Genomic DNA, 23,638 nt, shown 5'->3' on the forward strand with positions numbered 1-23,638 from the left:
CGCAGCGGCAAGCTACGCGCGGTTTTTCCGCGCATAGGCGGCGCGCCCAGGCCGCAGCGGCAAGCTGCGCGCGGTTTTTCCGCGTGTAGGCGGCGCGCCCAAGCCGCAGCGAGCTGTGGCGGTGTCTGACTGCTCTCAGGCAGATAAAAAAACCGGTCAAGGCAGTTCAGCCTTGGCCGGTTTGATCGTTGCGGAGCCTTTCGCGGACGACGCGCTCGAGCAGCAGCCGGACGAGCTCGACGTCCTCTTCCTCCAGCGGAATTCCGTCCCAGTGCAGCTGCTGGAGGTTCAGCCATTCGCGGGCGTTGCTGCTCGGCTCGACCGGCTCGGCATATTCCGTGAGGCCGAGCAGATAATCGGACGTCGTATGCAAGCGGCGCGCGATCGTCTGGATCGATTCCAGGGTCGGCTGGCGGTATCCGGACTCATAGCCGGCGTAGGTGCTTTTGGCGACCCCAACATAATCGGCTACTTCCTGCATCGTAAGCTTTCTCTTTTTACGCAGCGCTTTGAGTCGTTTCGCAAACATCCGCCACCATCCCCCCTGCGGCCTACGTTCCCGTCCGGTGCCGCCAAGGCGTTCCAGAGGGTTCATGCCGGTCTGAAAATGTCACATGTACTGAATATTCGTATTATAGCATGGCTTCTAGGAAGATGCACCCGTAATTATAGGACATTAGTAACATGGCATTGAGACTATAGTCTCAACATCGAGCCGAAAATTTGTATAAATTGTCATTATTGGACGTGACGGGTTATTTCAAGCGGGCTTTCTCGTTCCGCACAGCGGCGTTTCGAAAAGCGAACCGCTTACGGCGCTGTTTATCGGCAAGCTCCGTTATGGTATGCTTTGGAGAAAGACACTCGGCGAACGGAGCGTACGATTCATGGATACCAAACAATGCGCCGTATGCGGCCGCGACAAACCAGAAGGAGCCTTCCCGAAGCGCACCGGCCGCAAGGGGCGCAGAGGCACGTGCAGAGCTTGCCAGCGCAGGCGCAAGCGGGACGAAGTCGGTGCGGAGGCTCTGCTCCCGCCGGCCGCCGCTCGTCGTGCGCGCGGCCGCGCGGCCGTCCTCGCCCCGGGAGCGTCCGCCGCCGCGCCGACCGCCGGCGGGGGCGAGCGCGCCCCGGGAGCGTCCCTCGCCGCGCCGACCGCCGGCGGGGGCGAGCGCGCCTCGCAATCCGTCGCCGCGCCGGCTGCCGCCGCGGCCGAACGGGACCCTGCCGCCGGCAAAGGAGCGGCCGCCGTTGCGGCGGCGCGGAGAACCGCGCCCGATCCGCCGGCCGCCGCTTCCGGACGGGAGCCGAGTCCGGACAGTCCGGCCGCGGAGGCGCGGCCTTCCGCCGGCGCTTCCGGCACGGACGCCGCGCGCTCGCCGGAGGCGGCCGTCTCGTCGGCCGATGCCGTCTCGGAGACGGGACCGTCCAAGCGCAAGCGCAAGCGCCGCCGCCGCCGCAAAGGGCGCAAGGCGGCCGTCGCCGCTTCGCATTCCCATACGCCGGGAGTGCGCTTGCCGTACAAGCCTATCCGGCCGTTCAAGGGTCCTTTTTCGTACGATCCGTCGGTGCTCAACGATAGAGGAACCGGCCTCATCCAGCTGCGGGGCCGCCGCGAGAGCGGCAAGCGCTGGCATACCGAAATCGACCGCGACATCGCGGTGCGCATGGTTCAGGAAGGGGCGGCCGGCATTCTGCATCCGCGCCTCATCCACAAGCTGTACACCAAGAGCGATTTCCGCCTGCTCATCCTGCAGCGGGACAACTATGTCTGCCACTATTGCGGCCGCTTCGGCGATACGATCGACCATGTGTTTCCCAAGTCCAAGGGCGGCCTGAGCACCCCGGACAACTGCGTCTGCGCCTGCTCCGCCTGCAACCTCAAAAAAGCCGATACGCTGCCGGACTATCTCTAGATCCAAAAGTCGAGCCGGATGCGCTCGGCTTTTTTTCGTTCTCTTTTTCCCGTTTGGAACTCCGAACACGATGAGAGAATTCTCATTGCTCTCAGGACGCGTTTCGCAACCCGCATCCCGACTGAATTTCGAGCCTTCGAGCGTTCTCATTTTTCAGTCTCCAGCTTGAGTTGCCAGGAACTAACAGCGTTTTTCGGCGGATCGGCGTGCTAGGATAGAGGAGCGAAAGGCTTGCACGGCCTTTTACTCGACCTTCGGCTGACGAAGGATAACAGGAGGAGAATTCATTTTGAATAAGAAATTTCTATCTCTAGCATTGGCCGCCGGAGTCGCGTTCACGGGCGTCTCGGCCGCCGGAACAGCCAGCGCAGCGCCTGCTCAGCCTTCTTCTTCGGCCTTGCTTCAACAGCTTTATGCCGGCTCGGGCTTCAACTTTGAAGAGCTTTTGAATAAACTGCAGCAAAACGGCTTTACATGGCCGGGATATACGGCGAAGCCGACGACGGCCCCAACGGCGACGCCGAAGCCGACGACGGCCCCAACGGCGACGCCGAAGCCGACGACGGCCCCAACGGCGACGCCGAAGCCGACGACGGCTCCAGGGTCCGGACAGGAGGAGAGCGGCACGGCCACCTTTGCGCAGCAGGTCGTCACGATCGTGAACCAGGAGCGCGCCAAGCAAGGATTGGCCGCGCTCAAGAGCGACTCGCAGCTGTCTGAAGTCGCGCTCGTGAAAGCGAAGGACATGTACACGAACAATTACTTCTCGCATACGTCCCCGACGTACGGCTCGCCATTCGACATGATGAAGCAGTTCGGCGTGACGTACAGCTATGCAGGCGAGAACATCGCCAAAGGCCAGCGCACCCCGGCCGAAGTAATGAATGCCTGGATGAACAGCGCGGGCCACAAGGCCAACATCCTGAAGGCCGAGTACACGAACATCGGCGTCGCGTACCATAACGGCGTTTGGGTGCAAATGTTCAAGGCGTAATCTCTCTCTGTAGATCGGCTTGACCGGGCAAGGGCTGTCTCCGATTCGCCATGAGGCGACCGGGGGCAGCCCTATTCGGCTTTCCGGACGGCATTGAGGGCATCGGGGGCATCGGACGGGATCCAGCTGCATGGAACGAAATCTAGCGGCATCGGACAGGATCGGCAGGCAGCGGGCGGCCCGGAAAATGACGCGGCGGCACGGAGTTTTTGATCGCCGCCCACGCGGGCGAGGCTGCATTAGAGTTTTTTCATCCGCAGCCCATGCGCGGTGCCTGCGGGACGCTTCGGGCCTTGCGCGCCTAAGGATTGACCGCTGTCGGGCGAAAATGAGAGCCTTTCATAATCCGCAGCTGGTTGTTTTTGGCTGGTCCGCCGCGAGGAAGCCTGTGTTATTCTGACACCCGTAGGTTTTTGCGCGGACCGCACCATTCCGCTGCCGGGCCCGACGAACGGAGCCCGAAGCGTCCCACCAAGGAGGAACCATGCCCATGACGATGAAGACCATGCTCCGCCCGATGATCAAATCCGCCGCCGCCGTTTTGGCCGGCCTCGCGCTTTTGAGCTCTCCCGTATCGGCCTCCGCCGCTACGACGTATGTCGCCAAGGACGGCGATACGTTCTGGAAGCTCGCGCAGGCGTTCCATGTTCCGCTGGACAAGCTGATGGAGATGAACGAAGGCATCGAGCCGACGAACATCTACTCCGGCTTGAAGCTCTCCATTCCGGCCGGCACGACGATCCACGCCTCGTCCGCAGGCATCCGCCTGATCGCCGCCGACGAGGGAACGAAAAAAGTCATCGATCCGACCGGCAAGTCCTACGAGGTAGGACGCACGCTTCAGATCAAGGCAAGCGCCTATACGTCCGCGGCTTCCGAAAACGGAAAATGGGGAGCGGTCGACTATTTCGGAAACCCGCTTCGCGTCGGCACCGTTGCGGTCGATCCGAAGCAGATTCCGCTCGGAACGAAGCTGTACATTACCGGCTACAGCTACGAAGGCCTGCCGGTCGGCGGCATGATCGCGACCGCGACGGATACGGGCGGCAGCATCAAAGGAGACCGAATCGACATCTTCGTGCCCGGCACGACGGCCGAAGCCCGTTCGTTCGGCTTCCAATGGGTCAAGGTGCATGTCCTGACCTGATCCAAGCCAAACCAAACCATACCGCTTCATTTAGATAGAAGAACCGGCTCCTTTCGCCAAGGAGCCGGTTCTTTGTCAATAGAGGCGCATTTTCTCGATTTCTTCCGATTCGCCGAGCAGCTCCGGCACCGTCACCATCTCGTAGCCCTGATCGCGCAGCATGCGGATGAGGCGGGGCAGCGCCTTGACGGTGCCGCTCAGATCCTCGCCGATGCCGCCGCCGGCATGCTGCAGGATGATGCTGCCCGGTGCGAGCGTCTTTTGGGCGTTGCGCACGATCTGGTCGGCGGACAGCCCTCTCCAGTCCTGCGTGTCGACATCCCAATTGACGACGAAGTAGCCGCGGCTCTGGGTCCACATCAGCTGGCGGGGCGTGATTTCTCCGTAGGGAGGCCGCAGGAAGCGCGGCGTGAAGCCGAGATGGGTCCTGAGCAGGCGGCTCGTCGACTCGATCTGTTCCTCGAACTTCGAGGGAGGCAGATGGGCGTAAGACGTATGGTCGTACGAATGATTGCCGATGGCATGGCCTTCCGCGCGGATGCGGCAGAGCACGGAGGGCGCCTTCGCCGCTCTTTCTCCGACGACAAAAAAGGTGGCCCGCACATGCTCTCGGGCCAGAATGTCCAGCACCTCCGGCGTATACTGCTCGTCCGGCACATCGTCGAACGTCAGCGCCACGCGCTTGATGCCGGCCGGTCCGCGCGTAGCGAACGCCCCGGGATATTCCCGCGATAGCGTAATCCAGGAAACCGTCCTCGGCTTGAGGGCGGCCGCCTGAACGACCGCTTCCGCCGGGGCAGCGGTCGGGGCCTCCCCAGCGGAAGCGGCGCCGGCGATCTTCGGCGTTCCGCCCAGAAGCGGCAGCAGCGCGAGCAGCAGGGCGGGCCAACCCGGCCAACGGCGCAAAGGCTTCATCGGTACACCTCCTACAGGGATCAAGCCGGCCTTCCGGATGGCGGTCCAGAGGCTTGCGGATTAGCTATTCCCTGCGTTCCCCCGCTCCATACGGCCCATCGGCCATGAAGAGAGCGACGGCCGATGGCGGCGTCCTTCGCGGACAAGAGACGGATCAGAATTTGAAAATCTGAATCGTGCGCTGCAGCTGGGAAGCCATCTGCTGCATCCGTCCGGTCTCCTCGACGATCGTCTGGATGGAGTCGACCTGCTCGTTCATCGAAGCGGACACCTGCTGGGTGCCGGCGGCGGACTGCTGCGTGATCGCGGAGATGTTGCCGATGGCCTCGGAGATGGCGCGCGCGTTGTCCAGCATGCTCTCGCTCTCGCGGGCGAACTGCTCGATCTGGTTGGAGATGAACTGCACGCTCTCCACGATCTCGCGGAACACCGCTTCGGTCTCGCGCAGCATCTGCGACTGGAGCTCGACGGCCTGCTCGTTGATCTTGATGTTGGCGTTGGCGTCCTTGAGACCGTGCTCGATGCCTTTGACGAGCGTGAACACTTCCTTGGTCGACGCCGTCGATTCCTCGGCTAGCTTGCGCACCTCCTGGGCGACGACCGCGAAGCCCTTGCCGTGCTCGCCGGCCCGGGCCGCCTCGATGGAGGCGTTGAGCGAGAGCAGGTTCGTCTGCTCCGCCAGATCGGAGATCGTGCGGGTGATGGCGGAGATGCCGCCAGCCGCCTCGGACAGGCGGGCGATCGCTTCGGAGACATGGGCCGCGGCCTCAGCCGTGCGGCGGGTGCCTTCGGCCTGCGTCTCGACGGACTGCTGCCCGCGCTCGACGAGGCGCATCGCCGCCTCCGAGCGCTCGTTCATCATGCGGCTCGATTCGGCGTAGGTGGCCACCTTGGACTCGATCTCGCGGATCGAGTCGCTCATGCCGCCGACCTCCTCGGCGATTTCGCCCGCTCCGGAGGCGAGCTCGCCGGCCGAGGTGCCGACCTGCTCCATGACGGCTTTCACTTGCGAGTTTTTGTTGTAGATGCTCGTGCTCGTCTCGTTGACCATGCGGCCGATGCGGGACGTGTCGGCGAGAATCTCGCGGAGCTTGTCGATCATGCTGTTGAAGGAGTGGGCCAGCTGTCCCAGCGAGGCGCTGGACGTATCGACCCGCTGCGTGAAGTCTCCCTTGGAGATGCCGTAGGCGACCGTCGTCATCTCCTCGATCGAGCTCGTGAGCGAGCGCTCCACGACGGCGGCGAGCGGATAGGAGGCGGCGGCTCCGGCGACGAGCGCGACCGCGACCGGCCAGAGCGGCGAGCCCGCCATCAGGCTGAGGACAAGGAAAAACAGGATGGAGACAGCGAGCGCCGTAAAGATGCCGAGGCGAACCTTGTTCTTGATGGAGAGAGAATGATACCATTCCATGCTGAAATCGACTCCTATCGCTGATATGGATAAAGAAAGCGTTACCTAATAATCGGTAATCCGACCATGAAGATGTAGACCTGGGGCCAGGGAAACGAAAAAAAGGGGGAATCGCGTCGAAAGGTGCTTAAGTCCTATTGGGAAGTAGATCGATGTACCCTAAAAAGGGTTAAAACTCTATCCTATTCTGTTAATATTTAGTTGAACCTGAAAAAACGCTGTCCTATAATGTCGCTAAACGACTTCATTTCGATCGGAGGTGAATTAGATGCAAAGCAACAGCGCTTCGCCTCTGGCACGGCAAGTCGACTTTGTATTCCGTCAGCTTGAGTCCGAGCTTACCCATGCCTCCTCGGGTACAGTGCTGATCCATATCCGCAACAATACGGTCGGAAAATACGGCATCCGCCACAATCCTATCGAGCTGAAGCCTCCCGCCTCCCCCCAATCGCCAGCGGGATTGACAGCCGAGCAGGTCAAGGAATTCCGGCAGATGGCGGTGGATGCGCTCAAGAGCAAGTGGAGCTGGACCCATGGCGAGCTTCTATACGACTTCTCGGTGCGCCGCCAAGGAGCCGCCTCCAGCTGGTCGGCCAGCATGCTATGCGAATCGAATTACAATATGGCCAGTTCTCATTTCCGCTACGAGCCGAGGCATCCCGGCCTGTGGGATCGCGGCAGCGTGTCGGAAGAATGATGTTCCCTGAAAAACAGCCTTTGTCCATGGCGGACAAAGGCTGTTTTTCGTTCTGTCTTCGGAGCTGCGCTCTCAGCGCATAGGACGGGCGTTGCCGGACAGCTGCTGCTCGGCGATCTCGACCAGACGTTTCGTTATGTAGCCTCCGAGAGAGCCTGCATCGCGGGTCGCCATGTTGCCGTAATAGCCGTCTTGAGGAATCTGGATGCCCAGCGCCTGAGCGGCCTCGTATTTCATCTGCTCCAGGGCGGCTTGGCAGCCCGGAACGACGAGCCTGTTGTTGCTTGCCATATGCGTCACCTCCTTTTTGATGGAGGTAGTATGCGCCTCGTCTGCCAATATATGCACATCGAGGTCCTCGATTTAAAAATCGGGATCGAGATAGACGTACGGGGAGGCGGGCGGAGGAGCGGATCGCGTCTGTTCGGCTCGGAGCACGAGCGCGGGCTGGCCGTCGTAGACGCCTTCCTCGAGCACGCCTTCCACCGTGAGCCACTCGTCGGTCCGCCGCTGCTTCGCCTGCGCGTCGAGGACCGGCAAGCCGTAGGCCCGGGCGTCGGCGGGACAGCAGGAGACGGCGAAGCGGCTGAGCAGATAGACGCCGTCCGTCGCGCCGGAATCGCGATGGACGAAGCCGGTCAGGCGGATGCGATGGCCTGCGAACGCTTTTCGGTACAGGTCGATCGACGAGAGCGTCTCGATATAAAGCGGCTCCGGAACGTCGATCAAGGGCAGCGCGTGCAGCCGGCGGGCCAGCTCGGCATAAGGACGGGTGAATTCGTCGAACGGAAACGCTTCGGCATCCGCCGCCGTGTCGGAGCGCTGCGGGTGCTCCGCCGCGGCGCCAGGCAGATGGATGCCGGCGCGGGCGGCGTCGGCGCTGCCGAGCGGCACGGCGGGCAGCAGCCCGAAGACGATCGGCAGCAGGAACATCGCGTACACGGCCAGCTGCCTCGGTCCCGCAGCCGCAGGGCCGTGGGCGCCGCAGCCGCAGTCCGCCTCGGCGTCGTCGCCCTGCCAGGCGCGCAGCGCGATCCAGAGCCGGAATACGGCGAGCGCGAACAGGGCGAGCGCGGACAGCTTGACGCCGAGCTCGAGCTTCGGCGCGATGTAGCGGTTCAGCGTCCCGGTCCGTGCAAGCTGCGTGAGCGACAGCGACAAAGCCGCGAGCACGGCCGATTTGGCCGCATGATGAAGGGCGGCGAGAGCGGTTGGAGCCATTTTGCGGAGCGCCTCCTTGTCAAGGAAGATAGACGGCTTCGAGCAGCCAGGAGCCGGTCAGCGTGAAGACGGCGGCCAGGCTGGCGACGAGCAGAACCGTGCGGGCGCGGAACGAAGCGAGCAGGAGCAGCAGGCTCTTGAGATCGATCATCGGTCCGAAGACGAGGAAGGCGAGCAGCGCGCCGTTCTCGAAGCTGCCGCCGAAGGAGGCGGCGACGAACGCGTCCGACGTCGAGCAGAGCGAGAGCAGGAAGGCGACGCCCATCAGGAACAGATGCGACAGCAGCTGGTTGCCGCCGAGCTCCTCGAGGAAGGAGCGGCTGACGGCTGTCTGGAACAGCGTGGCCAGCGCGGCGCCGAGGATGAGATATTTGCCCATGTCGAAAAACTCGTCCGTCGCATGGAGCGCGGCCGACTGCAGCCGGCCTCCGAAGGGGCGCGCCGGCGGCTCCTCCTGCGGCAGCGAAGCGTAGAGCGAGGCGAGATCGGCCTTCAGCGGATCGCTTTTGAGCGTCTTCCACAGGATGGCTCCGATCGCGAAGGCGACGGCGAAGGCGAGCCCGGTCCGCGCGATGGCCATCTGCGGCGTGCCGCCAAACGCGGCCCAGGTGGACGAGAAGACGACGGGGTTGACGACCGGTCCGGCGAGGATGTAGGCGATGCCCGCGTAGGCGGGCATGCCTTTGCGGATGAGGCGCCGCACGGCCGGGATCATGCCGCATTCGCAGAGCGGAAAGACGATGCCGAGCAGTCCGGCCGCCGTCACCGCGAGCAGCGGATGGCGGGGAAGGAGGCGGCGCAGCAGCCGCTCCGACAGATAGATCTGCACGACGGCGGAGATGGCGACGCCGAGCAGCAGGTAGGGCAGCGCTTCGAGCAGGATCCCGATGAAGACGGAGCCGAAGCGGGAGGCGGCAGCCGCGTCCAGCCCCATGTCGCGCCGCGCGATCAGCAGCAGGATTGCACCCGCGCCGATCGTCGAAACGGCGGCGAGCAGCGGCAGCAAGCGTCGGGTCATCGAAAGGAGCTCCTTTCCGGTCCGGCTTGTCCTGTCCTGCGCCGAGAAAGGGCGGACAGGCTGGACGTTCCTCCTCCATGCCTATGCGCGCTCCGCCGAGGACAGAACGGGAACTTCCGCTTTCTGGCCGCATCGCCCAGTTTGGCGTGCTCGCCTTGACTTTTCGCAGAGCGGGACTATAATCGTTCTAAAGGCAACGACAGAATGGAGTACGCGCAGCCAAGGACGTTTCCCAGAGAGCCGGCGGATGCTGAGAAGCCGGCGGAACGGACCGCGCGGAATGGACTCTGGAGCCGGGCTTGTCCCCGCTTGATCCCCGTTAGCGGATCCAAAGGCCGATGCAGCCCCGAAGCGGGCGCCGGCGAATTAGGGTGGCACCACGGTCTCTCGTCCCTTGCGGAGGAGAGGCCTTTTTTGCGTTCAAAAATTCCAAGAGAAGGCGTGAAGCAAGATGAAAAAAGTGCTTTCCGGCATCCAGCCGAGCGGCCAGCTGACGCTCGGCAACTACATCGGAGCTCTCCAGAACTTCGTCCGCCTGCAGGAGACGCATGAATGCTACTTCATGGTCGTCGACCTGCATGCGATCACCGTTCCTCAGGAGCCTGCCGCGCTGCGCGAGCAGTCGCAGTCGATCGCCGCCCTCTATCTGGCGGCGGGCATCGCCCCGCAGCATGCGGCCATCTATATGCAGTCCCATGTGCGGGCGCATGCGGAGCTCGGATGGCTGCTGACGACGCTGACGTCGATGGGCGAGCTGGAGCGGATGACGCAGTTCAAGGACAAGTCGGCGGGCAAGGAGTCGGTCGGAGCCGGGCTGTTCGTCTATCCTTCGCTCATGGCGGCCGACATCCTCGTTTACAATGCGGATCTCGTGCCGGTCGGCGACGACCAGAAGCAGCATCTGGAGCTGACGCGCGATCTCGCAGGCCGCTTCAACAGCCGCTACGGCGACTATTTCACGATTCCGGAGCCGTACATTCCGGAGATCGGCGCCCGCATCATGTCGCTCGACGACGTTTCCAAAAAGATGAGCAAGAGCAACCCGAATCCGGGCAGCTTCATCGCTCTGCTCGACGAGCCGGATGTCATCCGCAAGAAGATCAGCCGCGCGACGACCGATTCGGGCCGCGAGATCCGGTTCGACCGCGAATCGAAGCCCGAAGTGAGCAATCTGATGGGCATCTACTCGCTCATGTCGGGCCTCTCGCTGCCGGAGGTCGAGGCGAGATTCGAAGGCCAGGGCTACGGTCCGTTCAAGAAGGAGCTGGCCGAGCGCATCGTCGACGTGCTGGAGCCGCTGCAGCAGCGCTATCGCGAGATCCGCAGCTCCGGCATGCTGGAGGAAGTGCTGAAGCAAGGCGCGGAGAAGGCGTCCGTCGTCGCCGACCGCGTCGTCGCCGGCGTCAAGGAGCGCATGGGCTTCCTTAAAGCCTGATCCGGCCGCAGGCCGAGGCGCGAGGCTGGCGGGTCGCCTTCCGCGGGCTCAGGCAAGCCGCATGAGCCATGCGCGCAAAAAAAAGAAGCGTCTGCCCTTGCGGGCGGACGCTTCTTTTCGTTTTGCCTGCAGCCGGCCGCTCAGCGCTTCTTGAGGCGCGACTTGAGCACGAAGCCGGCTCCGATGAACAGGAACGTGGCCAGTCCGAGCGCGATGGCGGCGCGGCCGCTGTAGCTGATGGAGATCGCGGTGGCGGTCATGAGCGCTACGGACAGCAGGGCGTAGACGAGAGCAAGGGGCTTGGACATGGGGAACGGCCTCCCGAATATAAAGTGGAGAAAAAAACGCGATAGTGAGAATAGAACGAAGCAATCGGAACATAATAAGCTTGCAAGCTTGCAACACACACAACACAGTGCGAACTTCGAAAGGAGCAATTCACAATGGCAAGCAACAACAGCGGCAGCAACAGACTGGTCGTACCAGGCGCAAAACAAGCCCTTGAGCAACTGAAATTCGAAGCGGCACAATCCCTGGGTGTTCAAATCCCGGCTGACGGCTACTACGGAAACGTAGCTACGCGCGACGCTGGATCGCTGGGCGGCTACATCACCAAGAAACTGGTGCAAATCGCCGAGCAGCAGCTGTCCGGAACTCAACGCTAAGCCATACAAGAAAAGGTCCAAGGGAAACCTTGGGCTTTTTTTCTGCTTTTGCCGGGCCAGGCGCACGGGAAAAATGCTGCGCGGCGCACGAAAGCCCCCATCTATTGTGCAGGATGGGGGCGCTCTCGGTCAACCGGCAGGACGTTCAATACGTATTCATCCGCAGCCTCTTCTGCAGCCGCTCGTCGCTCAGCCAGCCGACGTAAGAGCCGAGCGTCTTGTAGTCGCGGTCCATGACGACGACGGCGACGAACGGATATTGCTTGCGATGCCGATAGCGGACGTCGAACCAGCGCACCTCGTACCCCCAGGCATGCTCGGTCATTTCCGAGCAGGCGAACGAGGTGAAATAAAGGAAGGAGCGGACGGAGGCGTCGAACTTCGACTGGTCGATCGCCTCATGCTCCTCGCAGCGGGCGGTGCCCGTCCACGAAAGCTTGCCGCCGCGCAGGTCTCCGATGCGGAAGGCGCCGTCCTTGAGCTGCTTCACGACGTTCCAGCTGGCGGGCTTCAGCGTCGGGATGAGGATGTAGCGCTCGCCCTCGGCCGCTTCGGGGTCGAGTCCGGGCAGCGAGCTAGCGGTGCGCCGATGGACGAGCGTTCTCCAGACGTAATAAAGCACGACGAACGCGTAGAGGACCGGGAAGACGACCTGCGGGGCGGCCGCTCCGAGCGCCCACAGCAGCAGGGCGGCGGCATGGGCGGCGAACAGGAACGGATCGAAAATATGGATGATGTTCCAGGAGATCCATTTGGACGAGATCGGACGGGCCGCCTGCGTGCCGTACGTATTGAAGCAGTCGCTGAAAACATGCACCGAGACGGCGAGCAGCACCCAGAAGGCGAGATGCGTCCACGAGACGTTTCCGCGCCAGGCGAGCCCGATCGCGGCGGTGATGAGAAGCGTCCAGCCGAGCACGGCCGGCAGCGAATGCGAGGCTCCGCGGTGGTTGCGGATATAAAGCGCGTTGCTTTTCAACCTTAGCAGGCCGTCCAGATCCGGCGCCTGGGAGCCGACAATCGTGCCTGCGAGGACGGCGCCGAACATCGCCGGGCTGGCGGCGACGATGGGATCGACGGTGGCGAGTCCGGCGAGTCCGAGACCGAATACGAGATGAGTGCCCGTATCCATCGGTGGATGTCCCCTTTCGATGTTGGACTTCTCTCTAGGCTCCCCCGGGAGAAGGCGGATTATCCGGCTTGAGGCGAGCCGGCCGGGACGGGCCGCGCTTGTCCGGCAGGCCGGTCAATGGTAGGATGAGGCGATCGACCTCGGGCGTTGCGGGTGCGGACAGGAGGACAAAGATGGACGGATATGCGCTGATGGTGGAGTACAAAATTGAGGAGCGGCACCGGCTGGAATACCTGGAGCGGCTCCGGGAGCTGCGCGAGCGCTGGCCGGACGTCCGGCTCTATGAAGGCTCCGAGCAGCCGGGACTGTTCGTGGAGATCTGGCCTGCGGCCTCGGAGGCGGCGGCCAAGGCATGCCAAGAAGAGCGTCTGGACGGACGCTCTCCCTGGTCGGCGATCGGAGGCTGGACGGCAGGCGGGGCGGGCCGCATCCATGCGTGGACGTTCCGCCCGGCGCCGCTCTAGCGCTGGGCGGCCGGAGTCTGGTTCGTGATGGTCTGCCCCTGGAAGCTGTACTCGTACGCGATCGGACCGTCGAACGTGACATAGTCCAGGTTCAGCGTGAGCAGCAGGTAGCGCATGCCGGTGGACGGATCGCTGATGATGATATGGTCGCGTCCGGCCGCCTCGACGATGCCGCGGAATATTTTGGCGTTCCACTCTTTGTTGTTCTCGTACGTCATGTAGAACGTAGCCATCTTGCCGCGGTTCAGGCGCAGGATGTTCTCGACGTAGGATTCCTCGGTCGCCGGCAGCATCTGCACCGTTCCGCCCTGAGGCGTGACGACGGCGCCGCTCGGCACGGCCGGCGGCATGGCGACGAAGTTGCCTCCGTAAGGCGATTGCATCGGCATGCCGGGATAGCCGCCGTGGGCGTACATACGGTAATCGTAAACATTCGACATGGTTGTTTCCCCGCTCTCTAGTGGTTGTCGTTGCTTGGTCCTGCAGCTTGGCTTCAGTAGACGTCCGGACAGTCCTCGGCGGTCGGCGCGAAGAAGCAATGCGCCTTGAAGCGGCCCGTATTGGCCTGATTGTACCAGGTGCCGGGGCAGCTGCCCGACGGCCGGAAGAACCACAGCGCGTTGCTCGCCGGATGCTGGCGCTCGCCGGCGATGACCCGCTCGGCGAGCCGGATCTCCTTGTCGCGCGCCTTCTGATAGAAGTAGCTTTTTTGCACGGCCTCGTATCCGCCCGGACTTTGATACACCATATCGGGAATCGACCGGATGTTGCGGAAGTCGAGGCAGTTGCCGAGGACGCGGTTGACGCTGACGTTGCCGACCATGAGCATGCCGAGCTCGCCTTCGCCCTCCGCCTCCGCCCTCATCAGCCGGGCTAGCAGCCTCGTATTCTCGGCGTTCGTCTTGATGACGGCCATCTTTCTGATCACGCTCCTCCTGCGGGAGTCTGGCCTTGAGCCGGATGCCCTCCGCCTGGGCTCCTGACCACATCTCTAATCTATGCGGGCCGCCGCGGTGTGTTCCTGCGGACAATGCTGCGGCTGCAAAAAAAGTCGGATTGTTGACGCTCCGGCATGTCGAAATCTTGAACAACTTCGGCGCTCCGTTGTCACCGTGTTTGATTTTCGGTATCATAAGTACCGTTGACTACTGAAGCCCTTAGCGCCCCGTTGCGCTTTTGCCGCTCCAAAAACAGGAGGCGCACGAATGTGCTGAAAGACCTGATCGCTCTTACCAAGCCGGGCATCGTCCGGATGAATGCTTTTGCCGCGTTCGGCGGCTTCTGGGTGGCGTCCAAATGGCAGGTCGACTGGCTGCTGCTCGTCTGGATGCTGGCCGGAACTTGCTTGACGATGGCTTCGGCCTGCGTCATCAACAATTACTGGGACCGCGAGCTCGACACGCGCATGGAACGCACCCGCAACCGCGCGCTGCCGACGGGCCGGGTCTCTCCCCGCTTCGTCATCACCTACGGCGTCGTGCTCGGCGCAGCGGGACTGGCGCTGCTGTTCGCGCTCGATCCGCTGACCGGCTGGCTCGGCCTGCTCGGCTGGTTCGTCTATATCGTCGTCTACACGATCTGGCTCAAGCGCAGCTCGACGTGGAGCACCTCGATCGGCGGCGTGTCCGGCGCGATGCCGCCGGTCATCGGCTATGCCGCCGTCACCGGCGAGATCGACGCCGGAGCCTGGATCCTGTTCGCGCTGCTGTTCCTCTGGCAGCCCGCCCATTTCTGGTCGCTCGCCATCCGCAGGGTGGAGGAGTACCGCGCCGCCGGCTATCCGCTGCTGCCTGTCGTCAAGGGCATCCGCCGCACCAAGCTGCAGATGATTCCGTATGTGCTGCTGCTCATCCCGACCGTCATTCTGATGTACGCGTACGATTATGTCGGACCGTGGTTCCTGTGGATCTCGGGCATTCTCACCGTCGTCTGGTTCGTGCATACGTTCACCGGCGTCTACGCCTCCACCGAGGAGAAGACGGAAAAATGGGCGAAGGTCAACTTCCTCATCTCGGTCAATTATCTGCTGATCGTGTTCCTGCTTATGATCGCGGACACGTCGCGCCAAGCCGGCCTGTCGATCTGGACGAGCCTTTTCTCCTGATCGGCCTCGCGCCGCCGGAGCCCGCAGCGGCTCCGCCTACATAAGGCCATGGGGGCCATAAGGAGAGAACCACGTTGACCTTCATCCGCAGGCACGCCTTCAAGATCGCCCTCTTCGCGCTGTGCGCGCTGATGGGCGCCTATCTGCTCGTCACCTATCTGCAGGACAACCGCAGCTCGGTCAGCTTCCCGATGGACACGCCGGCCCCGGCGTACACGCTGCAGAGCGAGCTGGACGGCGGCAAGGCCTTCTCATCCGCCGAATCGGACGGCAAGGTCCGCCTCGTCTACTTCTATTGGGCGAGCTGCCCGGACGTCTGCCCCGCGACGACGTTCATCCTGTCCAAGGTGCAGGACCAGCTCAAGGAAAAAGGGCTGTTCGGCACCAAAGCCGAGCTGCAGTCGATCACGTTCGACCCTGAGCGCGACACGCCGGAGGCGATCCGCTCGTTCGCGGCCAAGTTCCATGCCGATCCGGCCGGATGGCGGTTCCTGCGCCAGGACGACGCGGCCGCCTCGGAGCAGCTCGCCAAGGACTTCGGCCTCATGGTCGTCAAGGACGAGTCACGCAATTATTCCCATACCGACGCCATTTTCGTCGTCGACAAGAAGGGCAGCATCCGCAAGTACATCATCGGCGGCAACGATCTCAAGAAGACGCCGGACGAAATCGCCGCCTCCCTCGTCGAGGCGGTCGAAGCTCTCACCTAGACCAGGCTGGCCGCTTGCGGCGCCGCGTCCTATCCCGGGCCGCGCCGCGAGCGCCGGCCTTTTGCCGTCCCGCAAAGAAAGGAAGGCGCGCCCATGGCTCTGCTCGGCTCGATCCTGCTGCACAACATCATTCCGCTCTGCGTCATGATCCTGATCGGGGTGTCCCTGCAGCGCATCTTCACGCTCGACATCCGCACGCTGTCCAAGCTGAACTTCTACCTGTTCTCTCCGGCCGTCATCTTCAAGCTGCTGTACTCTACGGACATTCCGGTCTCGCTGATCGGGCAGGTGCTGCTGTTTTTCGCCGTGTTCATGGCGCTCCAGTACGCCTTCGTCGAGCTGGTTGTCCGCCTGCGCGGCTACGAGGGCGGGATGCGGGCGGCGATGCGCAACAGCGTGCTCTTCTACAACAGCGCCAACTACGGCATTCCGCTCAACCAGCTCGCCTTCGCGGCGAATCCGTTCACGCTGTCGATCCAGGTGCTCATCATGATGATGCAGTCGCTGCTGCCCAATACGTACGGCATCTACAGCGTCAACGCGCATAAGAGCAGTTGGGCCGGCATCCGCCGCCAGATTCTGTCGCAGCCGGTCATCTACGTCATTCCGCTTGCCTTCCTGCTCAACTGGACGCAGACGCCGATGCCGGTCTACCTGCAGACTCCGCTCGACTATGTGGCCGACGCGTTCATCGGCACCGCGCTGCTGACGCTCGGCGTGCAGCTCGGGAGCATGAAGCGGGGCGCCGCGCCCAAGGCGGGCCGCGGGCTCGATCTCGGCCTGTCGCTCGGGCTGCGCCTTGCCGCCGGACCGGCGCTCGCCGCGCTGACCGTCTGGCTGCTCGGCATCGACGGCCTCGCCGCCAAGGCGCTGATCGTCAGCTCCGCCGTGCCGACCTCGCTCAGCAGCGTGCTGCTGGCGGTCGAATTCGACAACGAGCCGGAATTCTCCTCGCAGGCGGTGCTGCTGTCGACGGTCGCGAGCATCGCGACGGTGACGGGCGTCATCGCGCTGCTGGACCTCTAATCGCGCTTCCCCCCAGTGCCGATAAAGGGAAGAGTTGCATCAAGACGATTCGGCCTGCCCGTGGGGCCAGGCCCGGAGGGAGTCCGCCGCGTGAGAGAATCCATCCGCCGCTACATGCCGTCCCGACGCGAACGCCTGACCTTGTGGGGGCTGCTCGGCTTGCTGTTCATCCTGCTTTCGTCCATGGTGCTGTGGAGCACCGCGCTCTACCGCCAGCAGCTCGTCGACGAGGCTTACCGCGACGCTTCCCGGCAGATGGCGTTCAAGGCCAACGAGCTGAGGCTCGGCGTGGAGCGCCGGGTGCTGCTGACGGAGAGCCTGGTCGCCTTCGTCGAAACGGAGCTGCGCTACAACGGCCATGTCGATTACGGCAGGTTCAACCAGTTTTCCTCGCATTTCGTGCCGGCGCTGCCGGATGTGCGCAATCTGTCCCTCTACCCGAACGGAGTAGCCTGGTACGTCTATCCGCAAAAGGGCAACGAGCTGCTGCTCGGGAACGACTTGTTCAAGGACAAGCGTCCGGCGGTCAAAGCCAACGCGGAGCGGGCGAAAGGGCTGAGGACGGTCACGCTGGTCGGGCCGCTTGACCTGATCCAAGGCGGAAGCGGTCTCATTACCCGACAGTCGGTCTACCTGGACGACCAGTTCTGGGGCTTCGCCTCGGTCGTGCTGGACATGGAGGACCTGCTCAAGGGCATTTCGGACGAGTTCGTGGACGAGCAGTTCGACATCGCGCTGCGGGTGAACGGCAGCGTGCTGCTTGGCGACTCCGGCTTGTTCGGGGACAGTCGCCTCAGGGAGCTCGTGGACGTGCCGGACGGGACATGGGAGCTCGCCGGGGCGCTCAAGAAAGAAGTTCTGGGACAGATCGAGCTGAAGCTGTGGCTGGCCCGCATCGGCAGCGTCGTCGTCATGATGCTCGTGCTGTACTTGCTGTACATGCAGCTGACGGGCCGCTACAAGCTGGAGGCCAAGGTCGATATGCGCACGCGCGAGCTGCAGGAGGCGAACGAGGAGATCGAGGCTTCCAACGAGGAGCTGATCGCGATCGAAGAGGAGCTGCGCGCCCAGAACCGCATGCTGGCGAGCAAGGAGCGGGAGCTGCATTTCCTCGCCTACCGCGATCCGCTGACGGGGCTGTTCAACCGCTCCTGCTTCAACCTGCATCTCGAGCAGACGATCGCCAGAGCGAGGGAGACGCCGGGGAGGAGCGTGGCGCTCCTCTACCTCGACCTGGATCAGTTCAAGCTCGTCAACGACACGTTCGGGCATCAGCTCGGCGACCACCTGCTGCGCGAGGCTTCGCTGAGGCTGACCGACCGGCAGGAGCGGGGGCTGGAGCGGATGCCGGGAGACGGCCCGGCCTGCTTCCGGCTCGGAGGCGACGAGTTCACCGTCGTGCTGCCGGATGTCTCCGGCATGGCCGAGGCGGAGGCGCTGGCCGATGCGATCATCGGCCGCTTCCGGATGCCGTTCCAGCTGCGCGGAGCGGAGTATTTCCTGACGACGAGCATCGGCATCGCCCTCTATCCCGAGCATGGGGCGGACGCGGAGGAGCTGACGAAGCACGCCGATCTGGCGATGTACCGGGCCAAGGACGAAGGCAAGAACCATTACAAATGGTTCGACGGCACCGAGGAGGCCGGAGCCGCGGAGCTGATGGAGCTGCGCAACGGCCTGCGCCGCGCGCTGGAGCGGGGAGAGTTCGAGCTGTACTACCAGCCGCAGATCGAGGCGGCCTCCGGCCGGCTGACCGGGCTGGAGGCGCTGCTGCGCTGGAACCATCCGCGCCTCGGCCAGGTGTCGCCGCAGACCTTCATCCCGCTCGCGGAGGAGACCGGCCTCATCGTCGAGATCGGCGCATGGGCGCTGCGCGAGGCCTGCGCCCAGAACAAGGCCTGGCAGGACGCCGGCGCGGCGGGGCTGCGGATCGCGGTCAATCTGTCGGCGCGCCAGTTCGCGGCTCCGGATCTGGTCGGCACGGTGCGCGGCGTGCTGGAGGAGACGGGGCTCGACCCGAGCTGCCTGGAGCTCGAGATCACGGAGAACATGGCGATGCGCAACGAGAATCTCGCCACGCTGGAGCAGCTGCGCGACATGGGCATCCTGCTGTCGATCGACGACTTCGGCACGCAGCATTCCTCGCTCAGCTACCTGAAGCGGCTGCCGGTCGGGCGGATCAAGATCGACCGCAGCTTCGTCAGCGGCATCGGCGTCGACGAGCGGGACGAGGCGATCATCCATGCGATGCTGCTCATCGCCAGGAGGCTGAAGCTGTCCGTCGTCGCCGAGGGCGTCGAGTCGGAGCTGCAGCTGAGCTATCTGCTGGAGCATGACTGCGACGAGCTCCAGGGCTATCTGTTCTTCCGGCCGCAGCCGGCGGAGCAGACCGGAGAGGTGCTGCGGCGCGTCCGCCACCGTCCTTACGGCTCGCGCCAAAAAGGCCCGGAGCGGGCCTGAGGCTGAGGCGGCTCGCCGACCTCCCGCCCGCGCCCGCCGTATCGAGTCTGCGCGGACTTCGCCTCGCGAGACAGAAAAAGAAGACGGCCTGCGGCGCATCCATGCGCTACAGGCCGTCTTCTTTGCTCCAGCGGACGCCCTCCGGCTGCTCCGGGAAGATCAGCTCCTCCTCGAAGCCGGCTTTTTGGAGCTGCTCCAGCAAATATTCCGGCGGCGTCTTCTCTACGCCGGGGTAGCCGCGCCGCGTGTAGATATGCTCGGCGTCCGGGAACTGGTCGCGCAGCATGCCGCGGATGCGCTTGCCGGACGCGTCGTTGTCGGTGAAGATGAACACCTGGGCGTCGCCGGCCTGCTTGCGCAGCAGCTCCAGCTGCGCCGTGCCCGGTGTGCCGTAGGTGCACAGGATGCCGACTTCCTCGCGCAGCACGCGCCGCAGCCGGCTGCGGTCGTTCTTTCCTTCGACGATGATGACGCTCCTCATTCGCCGCCACGCTCCTTTTCGCCCGGCGCGGGGGCGGCTTGTCCGCTCCTGCGCCGTCTCTGTCTTCTTACGATACCCTTCTTGGGGATCCGCCACAAGCAGGGCGGGCCGGGCCGGCAACGCGCTTGTCCCTCCTCCTTCCAAAAGGAAGGCCCGCCGAGGCGGGCCTTCAAGGGGTTTTTATGAGAGCGGGGGCTCCGGATTAGTAGCAGAAGCTGCTGATGATGATTACGAGCAGAATGAACAGGACGAGGATCGCGCCCGTGGAACCCCACGCGCCGCCGACTCCGCCTACAGGACCGCAAGCGCCTGCACCTGCAACACCTTCGACATAAGACATCTGATTTGTCACCCCTTTGCTTGCATGTTGGGGTCGTTCGGAGGGAAGCGCCGACGCTTCGGCGTGCTCTCCGGCAGACATGATGCAGTATATGTACCTCCCTGGCACGCGCCCTGTGCATTCACCCAGGTTCAGCGCAATTGGGCGGCCGGGGAGGCGGAGCGGCGCCGGAAGCCGCCGTAGAACGGCAAAATCGCCGCCGCCGTCATGAGCACGAGGAACGAGATGAAATAAGGCGACACGAGGTGGCGCACATGGCCGGCGATCATCGGACCGAGGAAGGCGCCGACCGAAAAGGAGATCGACAGCATCGAGAACGTGCGCCCGTAGCGGTTGCTCGGACTGAGCTCGATGAGCAGCGTCGAGAGGGCGGGGAAGATGACGCCCTTGGCCATGCCGACGACGAACAGCAGGTAGACGAGCGGCAGCGGAGCCTCGGCGGCGATGCCGTAATAGGCGGCCGCGAGCAGAAGCGCGCCGAGCAGCGTGCGCGAGAAGGCCGAGACGCGGTTCAGGAACAGCATGCTGAGCGTGACGAGTCCGCCGAGGCTGACGACGGAGAACAGGATGCCGGTGCGCATCATGCCTTCGGTCGTGGCGGACAGCAGCGGCAGCTCGAAGGAAAGGATGCCCTGCGAGCAGCTGACCGCTACAGGCAGCGCATAGAGCAGCCACGGGATGCGGGCGGTCCCGCCGGCCGCCGCCGAGGGGGGCTCGATGGCGGGCGCGGCCGCCTCGGCCGGGGCGGTCTTCGGATCGCGCACGAACAGGATGGAGCAGACGGCGGTGGCGATCAGCACCCATCCGAGCAGGTAAAACGCGCTGGCGAAGCCGATGCGGGCGACGAGGAAGGCGCCGGCCGCCGGCGAGACGACGGACGCGAGCGTGTGCACGAGCCCGCTGCCGGACATGAGCCGGCCCTGCTGCAGCGCCGACGTGGCCATGCGCGCGAGCAGCGCGCTGCAGGCCGGCGAGAGGAAGGCGAGCACGAAGCCGCTCACCGAGCGCAGCGCGAGCAGCTGCCACGGATTGGTCACCTGCGCCTGCAGCAGCAGGATGACGCCTGCGCCGAGCAGGCTCAGCGAGATGAACAAGCGGCTGCCGAAGCGGTCGATGCCGTAGCCGGCGATCAGGTTGCCGGGCAGATGCGTGAGCGAGTACAGCCCCATCATCAGGCCGATGAAGGACGGCGCCGCGCCGAGCGAGACGGCGAACGGCGTGAGGATCGGATACTGGGCGTGCAGGTCGAAAAACGCCACGAAAAGAAACAGGTACAGCCAGACGGCTGTCTTCACGGCGAACAACCTCCTTTGCGGCGTTCATTTGCCCCGGCGGGGCATGCGGTCAGGCTCTACTACTTGTACGCCCTGCGGCGCCCGGATATGACGGGCCTGGACCGGGGCCGCGTTTACGCTCCGAAGGGAGGCGGGTATAATGGGGACTGGGGATAGAAGAAAGGCGCCGACAATCCGCGCGCCTCACACAGGGGGCTTGAACGATGGATCTTTCCGGACTCGATCTGGATACATGGAAAACGTTCTTCGAAGAAAACTGGCTCGTGCTGGCGGCGGGGCTTGTCGTGCTGCTGCTCGTCGTCGGCATCGTCAAGACGGTCGCCAAGTGGGCGCTGGCGGCGGTCATCGTGATCGGGCTCGTGCTGTACAGCGGCTACAACCTGCAGGATCTGCGCGATCTGGGGGACAAGGTGCGCGACCAGGCGGTGACGGCGATGGCCGGCGAGGCGGCGGAGGCCGTCTACAAGGACAACGGTGACGGCACGTTCACGGTGACCACCCGCAATCTCGAGCTGACGGGCTCGAAGGGCGAGGACAAGGTCGACGTCTCGTTCAAAGGCGCGCCGCTCGGCAGCTGGAGCATCGACGGCACGATCCGCGCCCTGATCGACGGCGCGAAGCGCGGCGGCTAGAAGGAAGCCGCTGCGGATGCGGCTAGCGCCGCCGGAAGGGAGGAGAAGTCGATGGAGGAGCCGGCATGGCTGCGCTCGCTGCTCGGGCTGGAGCCGGTCGCCCTGGCCGTGCTGCTGCTGATTGCCGTGTCGCTGCTGCAGGGCTTCCGCCGAGGAGCGGGGCGCTCCTCGCGGCGGCTGTTCTCGTTCGTTTGGGACGGGGTGCTGCTCGTCCTGTCGCTGCTCGGCGCGGCCAGGCTCGCGCAGCTGCTGTCCGCTCCCGCGGCCGACTGGCTGCGGAGCCGGGTGGCCGTGCCGGAGCGCGGCCTCGGCTCGTTCGAGCAGATCTGGTACACGTTCCTGACGAGCGTGCGCGATCTGCCGCTGCTGCGGCTCGGCGTGCTGTTCCTGCTCGCGTATGCGGCGCTGCGGCTGCTGCTGTCCGCGTTTACGCCGCTGGCCTGGAAGGGCTACGAGGCGCTGGCCCGTCCGCCGCGCAGCGACGACGAGGATGAGCTCGGACCGGAGCGGCATCATCGCGGCGAGCCGTACGCCGAGCATCGGCGTCGCGGGCGGGACGGCGGATACGGGCAGGATCGCTGGAGCGCTCATGACGAGCCGGATGGGACGTACGGGTACGATCCGGAGGAGCGGCATGCGGAGGAGGACGGACCGCGCCGCGGCGGTTCCTTCCGCAGTCCGCGCCCGTCGCGCCGCTCTCCGGGAGGAGGGCTGGCCAGCCGCGCGGCAGGCGCGCTGCTCGGCGGGCTGCATGGCATCGGCCGCTCGCTCGTGCTGCTGGCGGGGCTGTTCCTGTACGTCTCGCTGTTCCCGGCGGCGCCGCTGGCGGCAGGCATCGAGAGCTCGCCCGTCTACCGGCAGGCGGCCGACCGCCTGCTGCAGCCGCTTGCCGGCGATCTGCTGAAGGGCGGAGGTCCGGTCATTACCGAGGCGGTCGGCAGCGAGCTGCAGCAGGTCATGCAGCGCCGCTACGAGCTGATCGACGCCGACATTCCCGACGAGATCGCCGCGGCGGCGCTCCGGATTACGGCCGGCGCCGACGGCGACCGCGACAAGGCGCGGCGGCTCTATGACTGGCTCGGCAGCCGCATCGCCTACGATTGGGACAAGGCCGACGGTTATGTCGAGCGCGGCGTCTGGAAGGAGCAGAATCCGGAGGATACGTTCCGCACCCGCAAGGGTGTCTGCATCGACACGGCCCGGCTGTACGCCGTGATGGCGCGCTCGGTCGGACTGGAGGTCAAGGTCGTGACGGGCATGGGCGCCGACGGCCGCGGCGGCTTCGGCTCGCATGCCTGGAACGCGGTCCGGCTGGCGGACGAGGACGGCGGCTGGATACCGCTCGACGCGACGTGGGCGCGGACGGGTGACTGGTTCGACTCGCCGGATTTCGAAAAGACGCATGTCGCAAAAGCATGAACGCAGCCGGTCAAGCCGGCTGCGCAGCACGGCCGCAAGGCGCGCCGTCTCCGCGCGTTCCCGATTTCGGGAGCGCGCCGGGGCGGCGTTTTTTTGCGTTCGACACGACCCGAAAATGTTAGTCCGGCAAAAATATGTTGCACAAGAGAAACAAAA

Annotated in this window: 26 protein-coding genes; 13 read left to right on the forward strand and 13 right to left on the reverse strand. The window is 64.3% G+C overall.

What is annotated here, in order from left to right; all coding sequences use genetic code 11:
- Positions 1-166: 166 nt before the first annotated feature.
- Positions 167-529 carry a helix-turn-helix domain-containing protein gene (locus H582_RS0123525; protein WP_028600493.1) on the reverse strand — a complete coding sequence of 121 codons (363 nt, stop codon included), beginning with the start codon at positions 527-529 and terminating at the stop codon, positions 167-169.
- Positions 530-887: 358 nt separating this feature from the next.
- Between H582_RS0123525 and H582_RS33055 the strand changes: the two genes are divergently transcribed.
- The 3 genes from H582_RS33055 (at position 888) to H582_RS0123540 (ending at position 4,057) form a co-directional block, all read left to right on the forward strand.
- Positions 888-1,916 (forward strand): HNH endonuclease, encoded by a 1,029-nt coding sequence (locus H582_RS33055; RefSeq protein WP_240479072.1) that lies wholly within the window; start codon positions 888-890, stop codon positions 1,914-1,916.
- 445 nt (positions 1,917-2,361) lie between these two features.
- Positions 2,362-2,910, forward strand: a complete 549-nt coding sequence (locus H582_RS0123535; RefSeq protein WP_323744206.1) for a CAP domain-containing protein — start codon at positions 2,362-2,364, stop codon at positions 2,908-2,910.
- A gap of 490 nt (positions 2,911-3,400) precedes the next feature.
- The gene (locus tag H582_RS0123540) at positions 3,401-4,057 is read left to right on the forward strand and encodes a 3D domain-containing protein (RefSeq protein ID WP_240479073.1); all 657 of its coding nucleotides are present in this window, start codon (positions 3,401-3,403) and stop codon (positions 4,055-4,057) included.
- A gap of 75 nt (positions 4,058-4,132) precedes the next feature.
- Here H582_RS0123540 and H582_RS0123545 read toward each other — a convergent pair whose 3' ends face one another.
- Positions 4,133-4,972: a polysaccharide deacetylase family protein gene (locus H582_RS0123545; protein WP_028600496.1), complete on the reverse strand. Its 840-nt coding sequence runs from the start codon at positions 4,970-4,972 to the stop codon at positions 4,133-4,135.
- Positions 4,973-5,126: 154 nt separating this feature from the next.
- Positions 5,127-6,383: a methyl-accepting chemotaxis protein gene (locus H582_RS0123550; RefSeq protein ID WP_028600497.1), complete on the reverse strand. Its 1,257-nt coding sequence runs from the start codon at positions 6,381-6,383 to the stop codon at positions 5,127-5,129.
- Between the two features lie 268 nt (positions 6,384-6,651).
- On the opposite strand from H582_RS0123550, the gene H582_RS0123555 reads away from it, so the two are divergent.
- Entirely contained in the window at positions 6,652-7,080 is a 429-nt protein-coding gene (locus tag H582_RS0123555) for a hypothetical protein (RefSeq protein WP_028600498.1), read from the forward strand.
- A gap of 72 nt (positions 7,081-7,152) precedes the next feature.
- Here the strand turns inward: H582_RS0123555 and H582_RS0123560 are convergent, their stop codons facing one another.
- The 3 genes from H582_RS0123560 to H582_RS0123570 all read right to left on the reverse strand — a co-directional run bounded on the left by H582_RS0123560 (position 7,153) and on the right by H582_RS0123570 (position 9,319).
- Positions 7,153-7,371 (reverse strand): alpha/beta-type small acid-soluble spore protein, encoded by a 219-nt coding sequence (locus H582_RS0123560; RefSeq protein ID WP_028600499.1) that lies wholly within the window; start codon positions 7,369-7,371, stop codon positions 7,153-7,155.
- 72 nt (positions 7,372-7,443) lie between these two features.
- Complete coding sequence (locus tag H582_RS0123565; protein ID WP_028600500.1) at positions 7,444-8,301, reverse strand: TIGR03943 family putative permease subunit; 858 nt, start codon at positions 8,299-8,301, stop codon at positions 7,444-7,446.
- A gap of 19 nt (positions 8,302-8,320) precedes the next feature.
- On the reverse strand, positions 8,321-9,319 hold the full coding sequence (locus H582_RS0123570) for a permease (protein ID WP_028600501.1): 999 nt from the start codon (positions 9,317-9,319) through the stop codon (positions 8,321-8,323).
- Positions 9,320-9,770: 451 nt separating this feature from the next.
- On the opposite strand from H582_RS0123570, the gene trpS reads away from it, so the two are divergent.
- On the forward strand, positions 9,771-10,754 hold the full coding sequence (gene trpS / locus H582_RS0123575) for a tryptophan--tRNA ligase (protein WP_028600502.1): 984 nt from the start codon (positions 9,771-9,773) through the stop codon (positions 10,752-10,754).
- A gap of 140 nt (positions 10,755-10,894) precedes the next feature.
- Here trpS and H582_RS32510 read toward each other — a convergent pair whose 3' ends face one another.
- Positions 10,895-11,062 (reverse strand): hypothetical protein, encoded by a 168-nt coding sequence (locus H582_RS32510; RefSeq protein WP_164820167.1) that lies wholly within the window; start codon positions 11,060-11,062, stop codon positions 10,895-10,897.
- A 135-nt stretch (positions 11,063-11,197) separates the two neighbouring features.
- Here H582_RS32510 and H582_RS0123585 point away from each other — a divergent pair, with 135 nt between their 5' ends.
- A complete protein-coding gene (locus H582_RS0123585; protein WP_028600503.1) occupies positions 11,198-11,419 on the forward strand; it encodes an alpha/beta-type small acid-soluble spore protein in 222 nt (73 codons plus the stop codon).
- A 145-nt stretch (positions 11,420-11,564) separates the two neighbouring features.
- Here H582_RS0123585 and H582_RS0123590 read toward each other — a convergent pair whose 3' ends face one another.
- Positions 11,565-12,551, reverse strand: a complete 987-nt coding sequence (locus tag H582_RS0123590; protein ID WP_028600504.1) for a metal-dependent hydrolase — start codon at positions 12,549-12,551, stop codon at positions 11,565-11,567.
- A 173-nt stretch (positions 12,552-12,724) separates the two neighbouring features.
- On the opposite strand from H582_RS0123590, the gene H582_RS29350 reads away from it, so the two are divergent.
- Positions 12,725-13,015 carry a hypothetical protein gene (locus tag H582_RS29350; protein WP_043111932.1) on the forward strand — a complete coding sequence of 97 codons (291 nt, stop codon included), beginning with the start codon at positions 12,725-12,727 and terminating at the stop codon, positions 13,013-13,015.
- On the opposite strand, the gene gerQ is transcribed toward H582_RS29350, so the two are convergent.
- Positions 13,012-13,455, reverse strand: a complete 444-nt coding sequence (gerQ, locus tag H582_RS29355) for a spore coat protein GerQ (protein WP_043111933.1) — start codon at positions 13,453-13,455, stop codon at positions 13,012-13,014. The two genes, H582_RS29350 and gerQ, sit on opposite strands and share 4 nt — an antisense overlap.
- Positions 13,456-13,508: 53 nt before the next feature.
- Positions 13,509-13,931 carry a cell wall hydrolase gene (locus H582_RS0123605; RefSeq protein WP_028600505.1) on the reverse strand — a complete coding sequence of 141 codons (423 nt, stop codon included), beginning with the start codon at positions 13,929-13,931 and terminating at the stop codon, positions 13,509-13,511.
- 291 nt (positions 13,932-14,222) lie between these two features.
- Here H582_RS0123605 and cyoE point away from each other — a divergent pair, with 291 nt between their 5' ends.
- The 4 genes from cyoE to H582_RS30545 all read left to right on the forward strand — a co-directional run bounded on the left by cyoE (position 14,223) and on the right by H582_RS30545 (position 19,315).
- On the forward strand, positions 14,223-15,119 hold the full coding sequence (gene cyoE / locus H582_RS29360; RefSeq protein WP_052333607.1) for a heme o synthase: 897 nt from the start codon (positions 14,223-14,225) through the stop codon (positions 15,117-15,119).
- 74 nt (positions 15,120-15,193) lie between these two features.
- Entirely contained in the window at positions 15,194-15,829 is a 636-nt protein-coding gene (locus tag H582_RS0123615; RefSeq protein ID WP_028600506.1) for an SCO family protein, read from the forward strand.
- A gap of 93 nt (positions 15,830-15,922) precedes the next feature.
- The gene (locus H582_RS0123620) at positions 15,923-16,855 is read left to right on the forward strand and encodes an AEC family transporter (protein WP_028600507.1); all 933 of its coding nucleotides are present in this window, start codon (positions 15,923-15,925) and stop codon (positions 16,853-16,855) included.
- 90 nt (positions 16,856-16,945) lie between these two features.
- Positions 16,946-19,315, forward strand: a complete 2,370-nt coding sequence (locus H582_RS30545) for a bifunctional diguanylate cyclase/phosphodiesterase (protein WP_052333608.1) — start codon at positions 16,946-16,948, stop codon at positions 19,313-19,315.
- Positions 19,316-19,421: 106 nt separating this feature from the next.
- On the opposite strand, the gene H582_RS0123630 is transcribed toward H582_RS30545, so the two are convergent.
- The 3 genes from H582_RS0123630 to H582_RS0123640 form a co-directional block, all read right to left on the reverse strand.
- Positions 19,422-19,796 carry a toprim domain-containing protein gene (locus H582_RS0123630; RefSeq protein ID WP_028600508.1) on the reverse strand — a complete coding sequence of 125 codons (375 nt, stop codon included), beginning with the start codon at positions 19,794-19,796 and terminating at the stop codon, positions 19,422-19,424.
- 202 nt (positions 19,797-19,998) lie between these two features.
- A complete protein-coding gene (locus H582_RS32515; protein ID WP_164820166.1) occupies positions 19,999-20,136 on the reverse strand; it encodes a hypothetical protein in 138 nt (45 codons plus the stop codon).
- Positions 20,137-20,267: 131 nt separating this feature from the next.
- Positions 20,268-21,431, reverse strand: coding sequence for an MFS transporter (locus H582_RS0123640; protein ID WP_028600509.1), 1,164 nt, complete (start codon positions 21,429-21,431; stop codon positions 20,268-20,270).
- Between the two features lie 203 nt (positions 21,432-21,634).
- Between H582_RS0123640 and H582_RS0123645 the strand changes: the two genes are divergently transcribed.
- Positions 21,635-22,063 (forward strand): hypothetical protein, encoded by a 429-nt coding sequence (locus H582_RS0123645; RefSeq protein WP_028600510.1) that lies wholly within the window; start codon positions 21,635-21,637, stop codon positions 22,061-22,063.
- A 51-nt stretch (positions 22,064-22,114) separates the two neighbouring features.
- The gene (locus H582_RS0123650) at positions 22,115-23,482 is read left to right on the forward strand and encodes a transglutaminase domain-containing protein (protein ID WP_052333609.1); all 1,368 of its coding nucleotides are present in this window, start codon (positions 22,115-22,117) and stop codon (positions 23,480-23,482) included.
- Positions 23,483-23,638: the final 156 nt, after the last annotated feature.

Source organism: Paenibacillus pasadenensis DSM 19293 (assembly GCF_000422485.1).
Lineage (GTDB): Bacteria > Bacillota > Bacilli > Paenibacillales > Paenibacillaceae > Paenibacillus_O > Paenibacillus_O pasadenensis.

Coding starts and splice junctions, on each gene's coding strand:
- H582_RS0123650 (WP_052333609.1), top strand. CDS start 22,115: ATGGAGGAGCCGGCATGGCTGCGCTCGCTGCTCGGGCTGGAGCCGGTC.
- H582_RS0123590 (WP_028600504.1), bottom strand. CDS start 12,551: ATGGATACGGGCACTCATCTCGTATTCGGTCTCGGACTCGCCGGACTC.
- H582_RS0123525 (WP_028600493.1), bottom strand. CDS start 529: ATGTTTGCGAAACGACTCAAAGCGCTGCGTAAAAAGAGAAAGCTTACG.
- H582_RS0123555 (WP_028600498.1), top strand. CDS start 6,652: ATGCAAAGCAACAGCGCTTCGCCTCTGGCACGGCAAGTCGACTTTGTA.
- H582_RS29350 (WP_043111932.1), top strand. CDS start 12,725: ATGGACGGATATGCGCTGATGGTGGAGTACAAAATTGAGGAGCGGCAC.
- H582_RS0123540 (WP_240479073.1), top strand. CDS start 3,401: ATGACGATGAAGACCATGCTCCGCCCGATGATCAAATCCGCCGCCGCC.
- H582_RS0123605 (WP_028600505.1), bottom strand. CDS start 13,931: ATGGCCGTCATCAAGACGAACGCCGAGAATACGAGGCTGCTAGCCCGG.
- trpS (WP_028600502.1), top strand. CDS start 9,771: ATGAAAAAAGTGCTTTCCGGCATCCAGCCGAGCGGCCAGCTGACGCTC.
- H582_RS0123570 (WP_028600501.1), bottom strand. CDS start 9,319: ATGACCCGACGCTTGCTGCCGCTGCTCGCCGCCGTTTCGACGATCGGC.
- H582_RS0123620 (WP_028600507.1), top strand. CDS start 15,923: ATGGCTCTGCTCGGCTCGATCCTGCTGCACAACATCATTCCGCTCTGC.
- H582_RS0123645 (WP_028600510.1), top strand. CDS start 21,635: ATGGATCTTTCCGGACTCGATCTGGATACATGGAAAACGTTCTTCGAA.
- H582_RS0123550 (WP_028600497.1), bottom strand. CDS start 6,383: ATGGAATGGTATCATTCTCTCTCCATCAAGAACAAGGTTCGCCTCGGC.
- gerQ (WP_043111933.1), bottom strand. CDS start 13,455: ATGTCGAATGTTTACGATTACCGTATGTACGCCCACGGCGGCTATCCC.
- H582_RS0123545 (WP_028600496.1), bottom strand. CDS start 4,972: ATGAAGCCTTTGCGCCGTTGGCCGGGTTGGCCCGCCCTGCTGCTCGCG.
- H582_RS32515 (WP_164820166.1), bottom strand. CDS start 20,136: ATGTCTTATGTCGAAGGTGTTGCAGGTGCAGGCGCTTGCGGTCCTGTA.
- H582_RS0123585 (WP_028600503.1), top strand. CDS start 11,198: ATGGCAAGCAACAACAGCGGCAGCAACAGACTGGTCGTACCAGGCGCA.
- H582_RS33055 (WP_240479072.1), top strand. CDS start 888: ATGGATACCAAACAATGCGCCGTATGCGGCCGCGACAAACCAGAAGGA.
- H582_RS0123630 (WP_028600508.1), bottom strand. CDS start 19,796: ATGAGGAGCGTCATCATCGTCGAAGGAAAGAACGACCGCAGCCGGCTG.
- H582_RS32510 (WP_164820167.1), bottom strand. CDS start 11,062: ATGTCCAAGCCCCTTGCTCTCGTCTACGCCCTGCTGTCCGTAGCGCTC.
- H582_RS0123565 (WP_028600500.1), bottom strand. CDS start 8,301: ATGGCTCCAACCGCTCTCGCCGCCCTTCATCATGCGGCCAAATCGGCC.
- H582_RS0123560 (WP_028600499.1), bottom strand. CDS start 7,371: ATGGCAAGCAACAACAGGCTCGTCGTTCCGGGCTGCCAAGCCGCCCTG.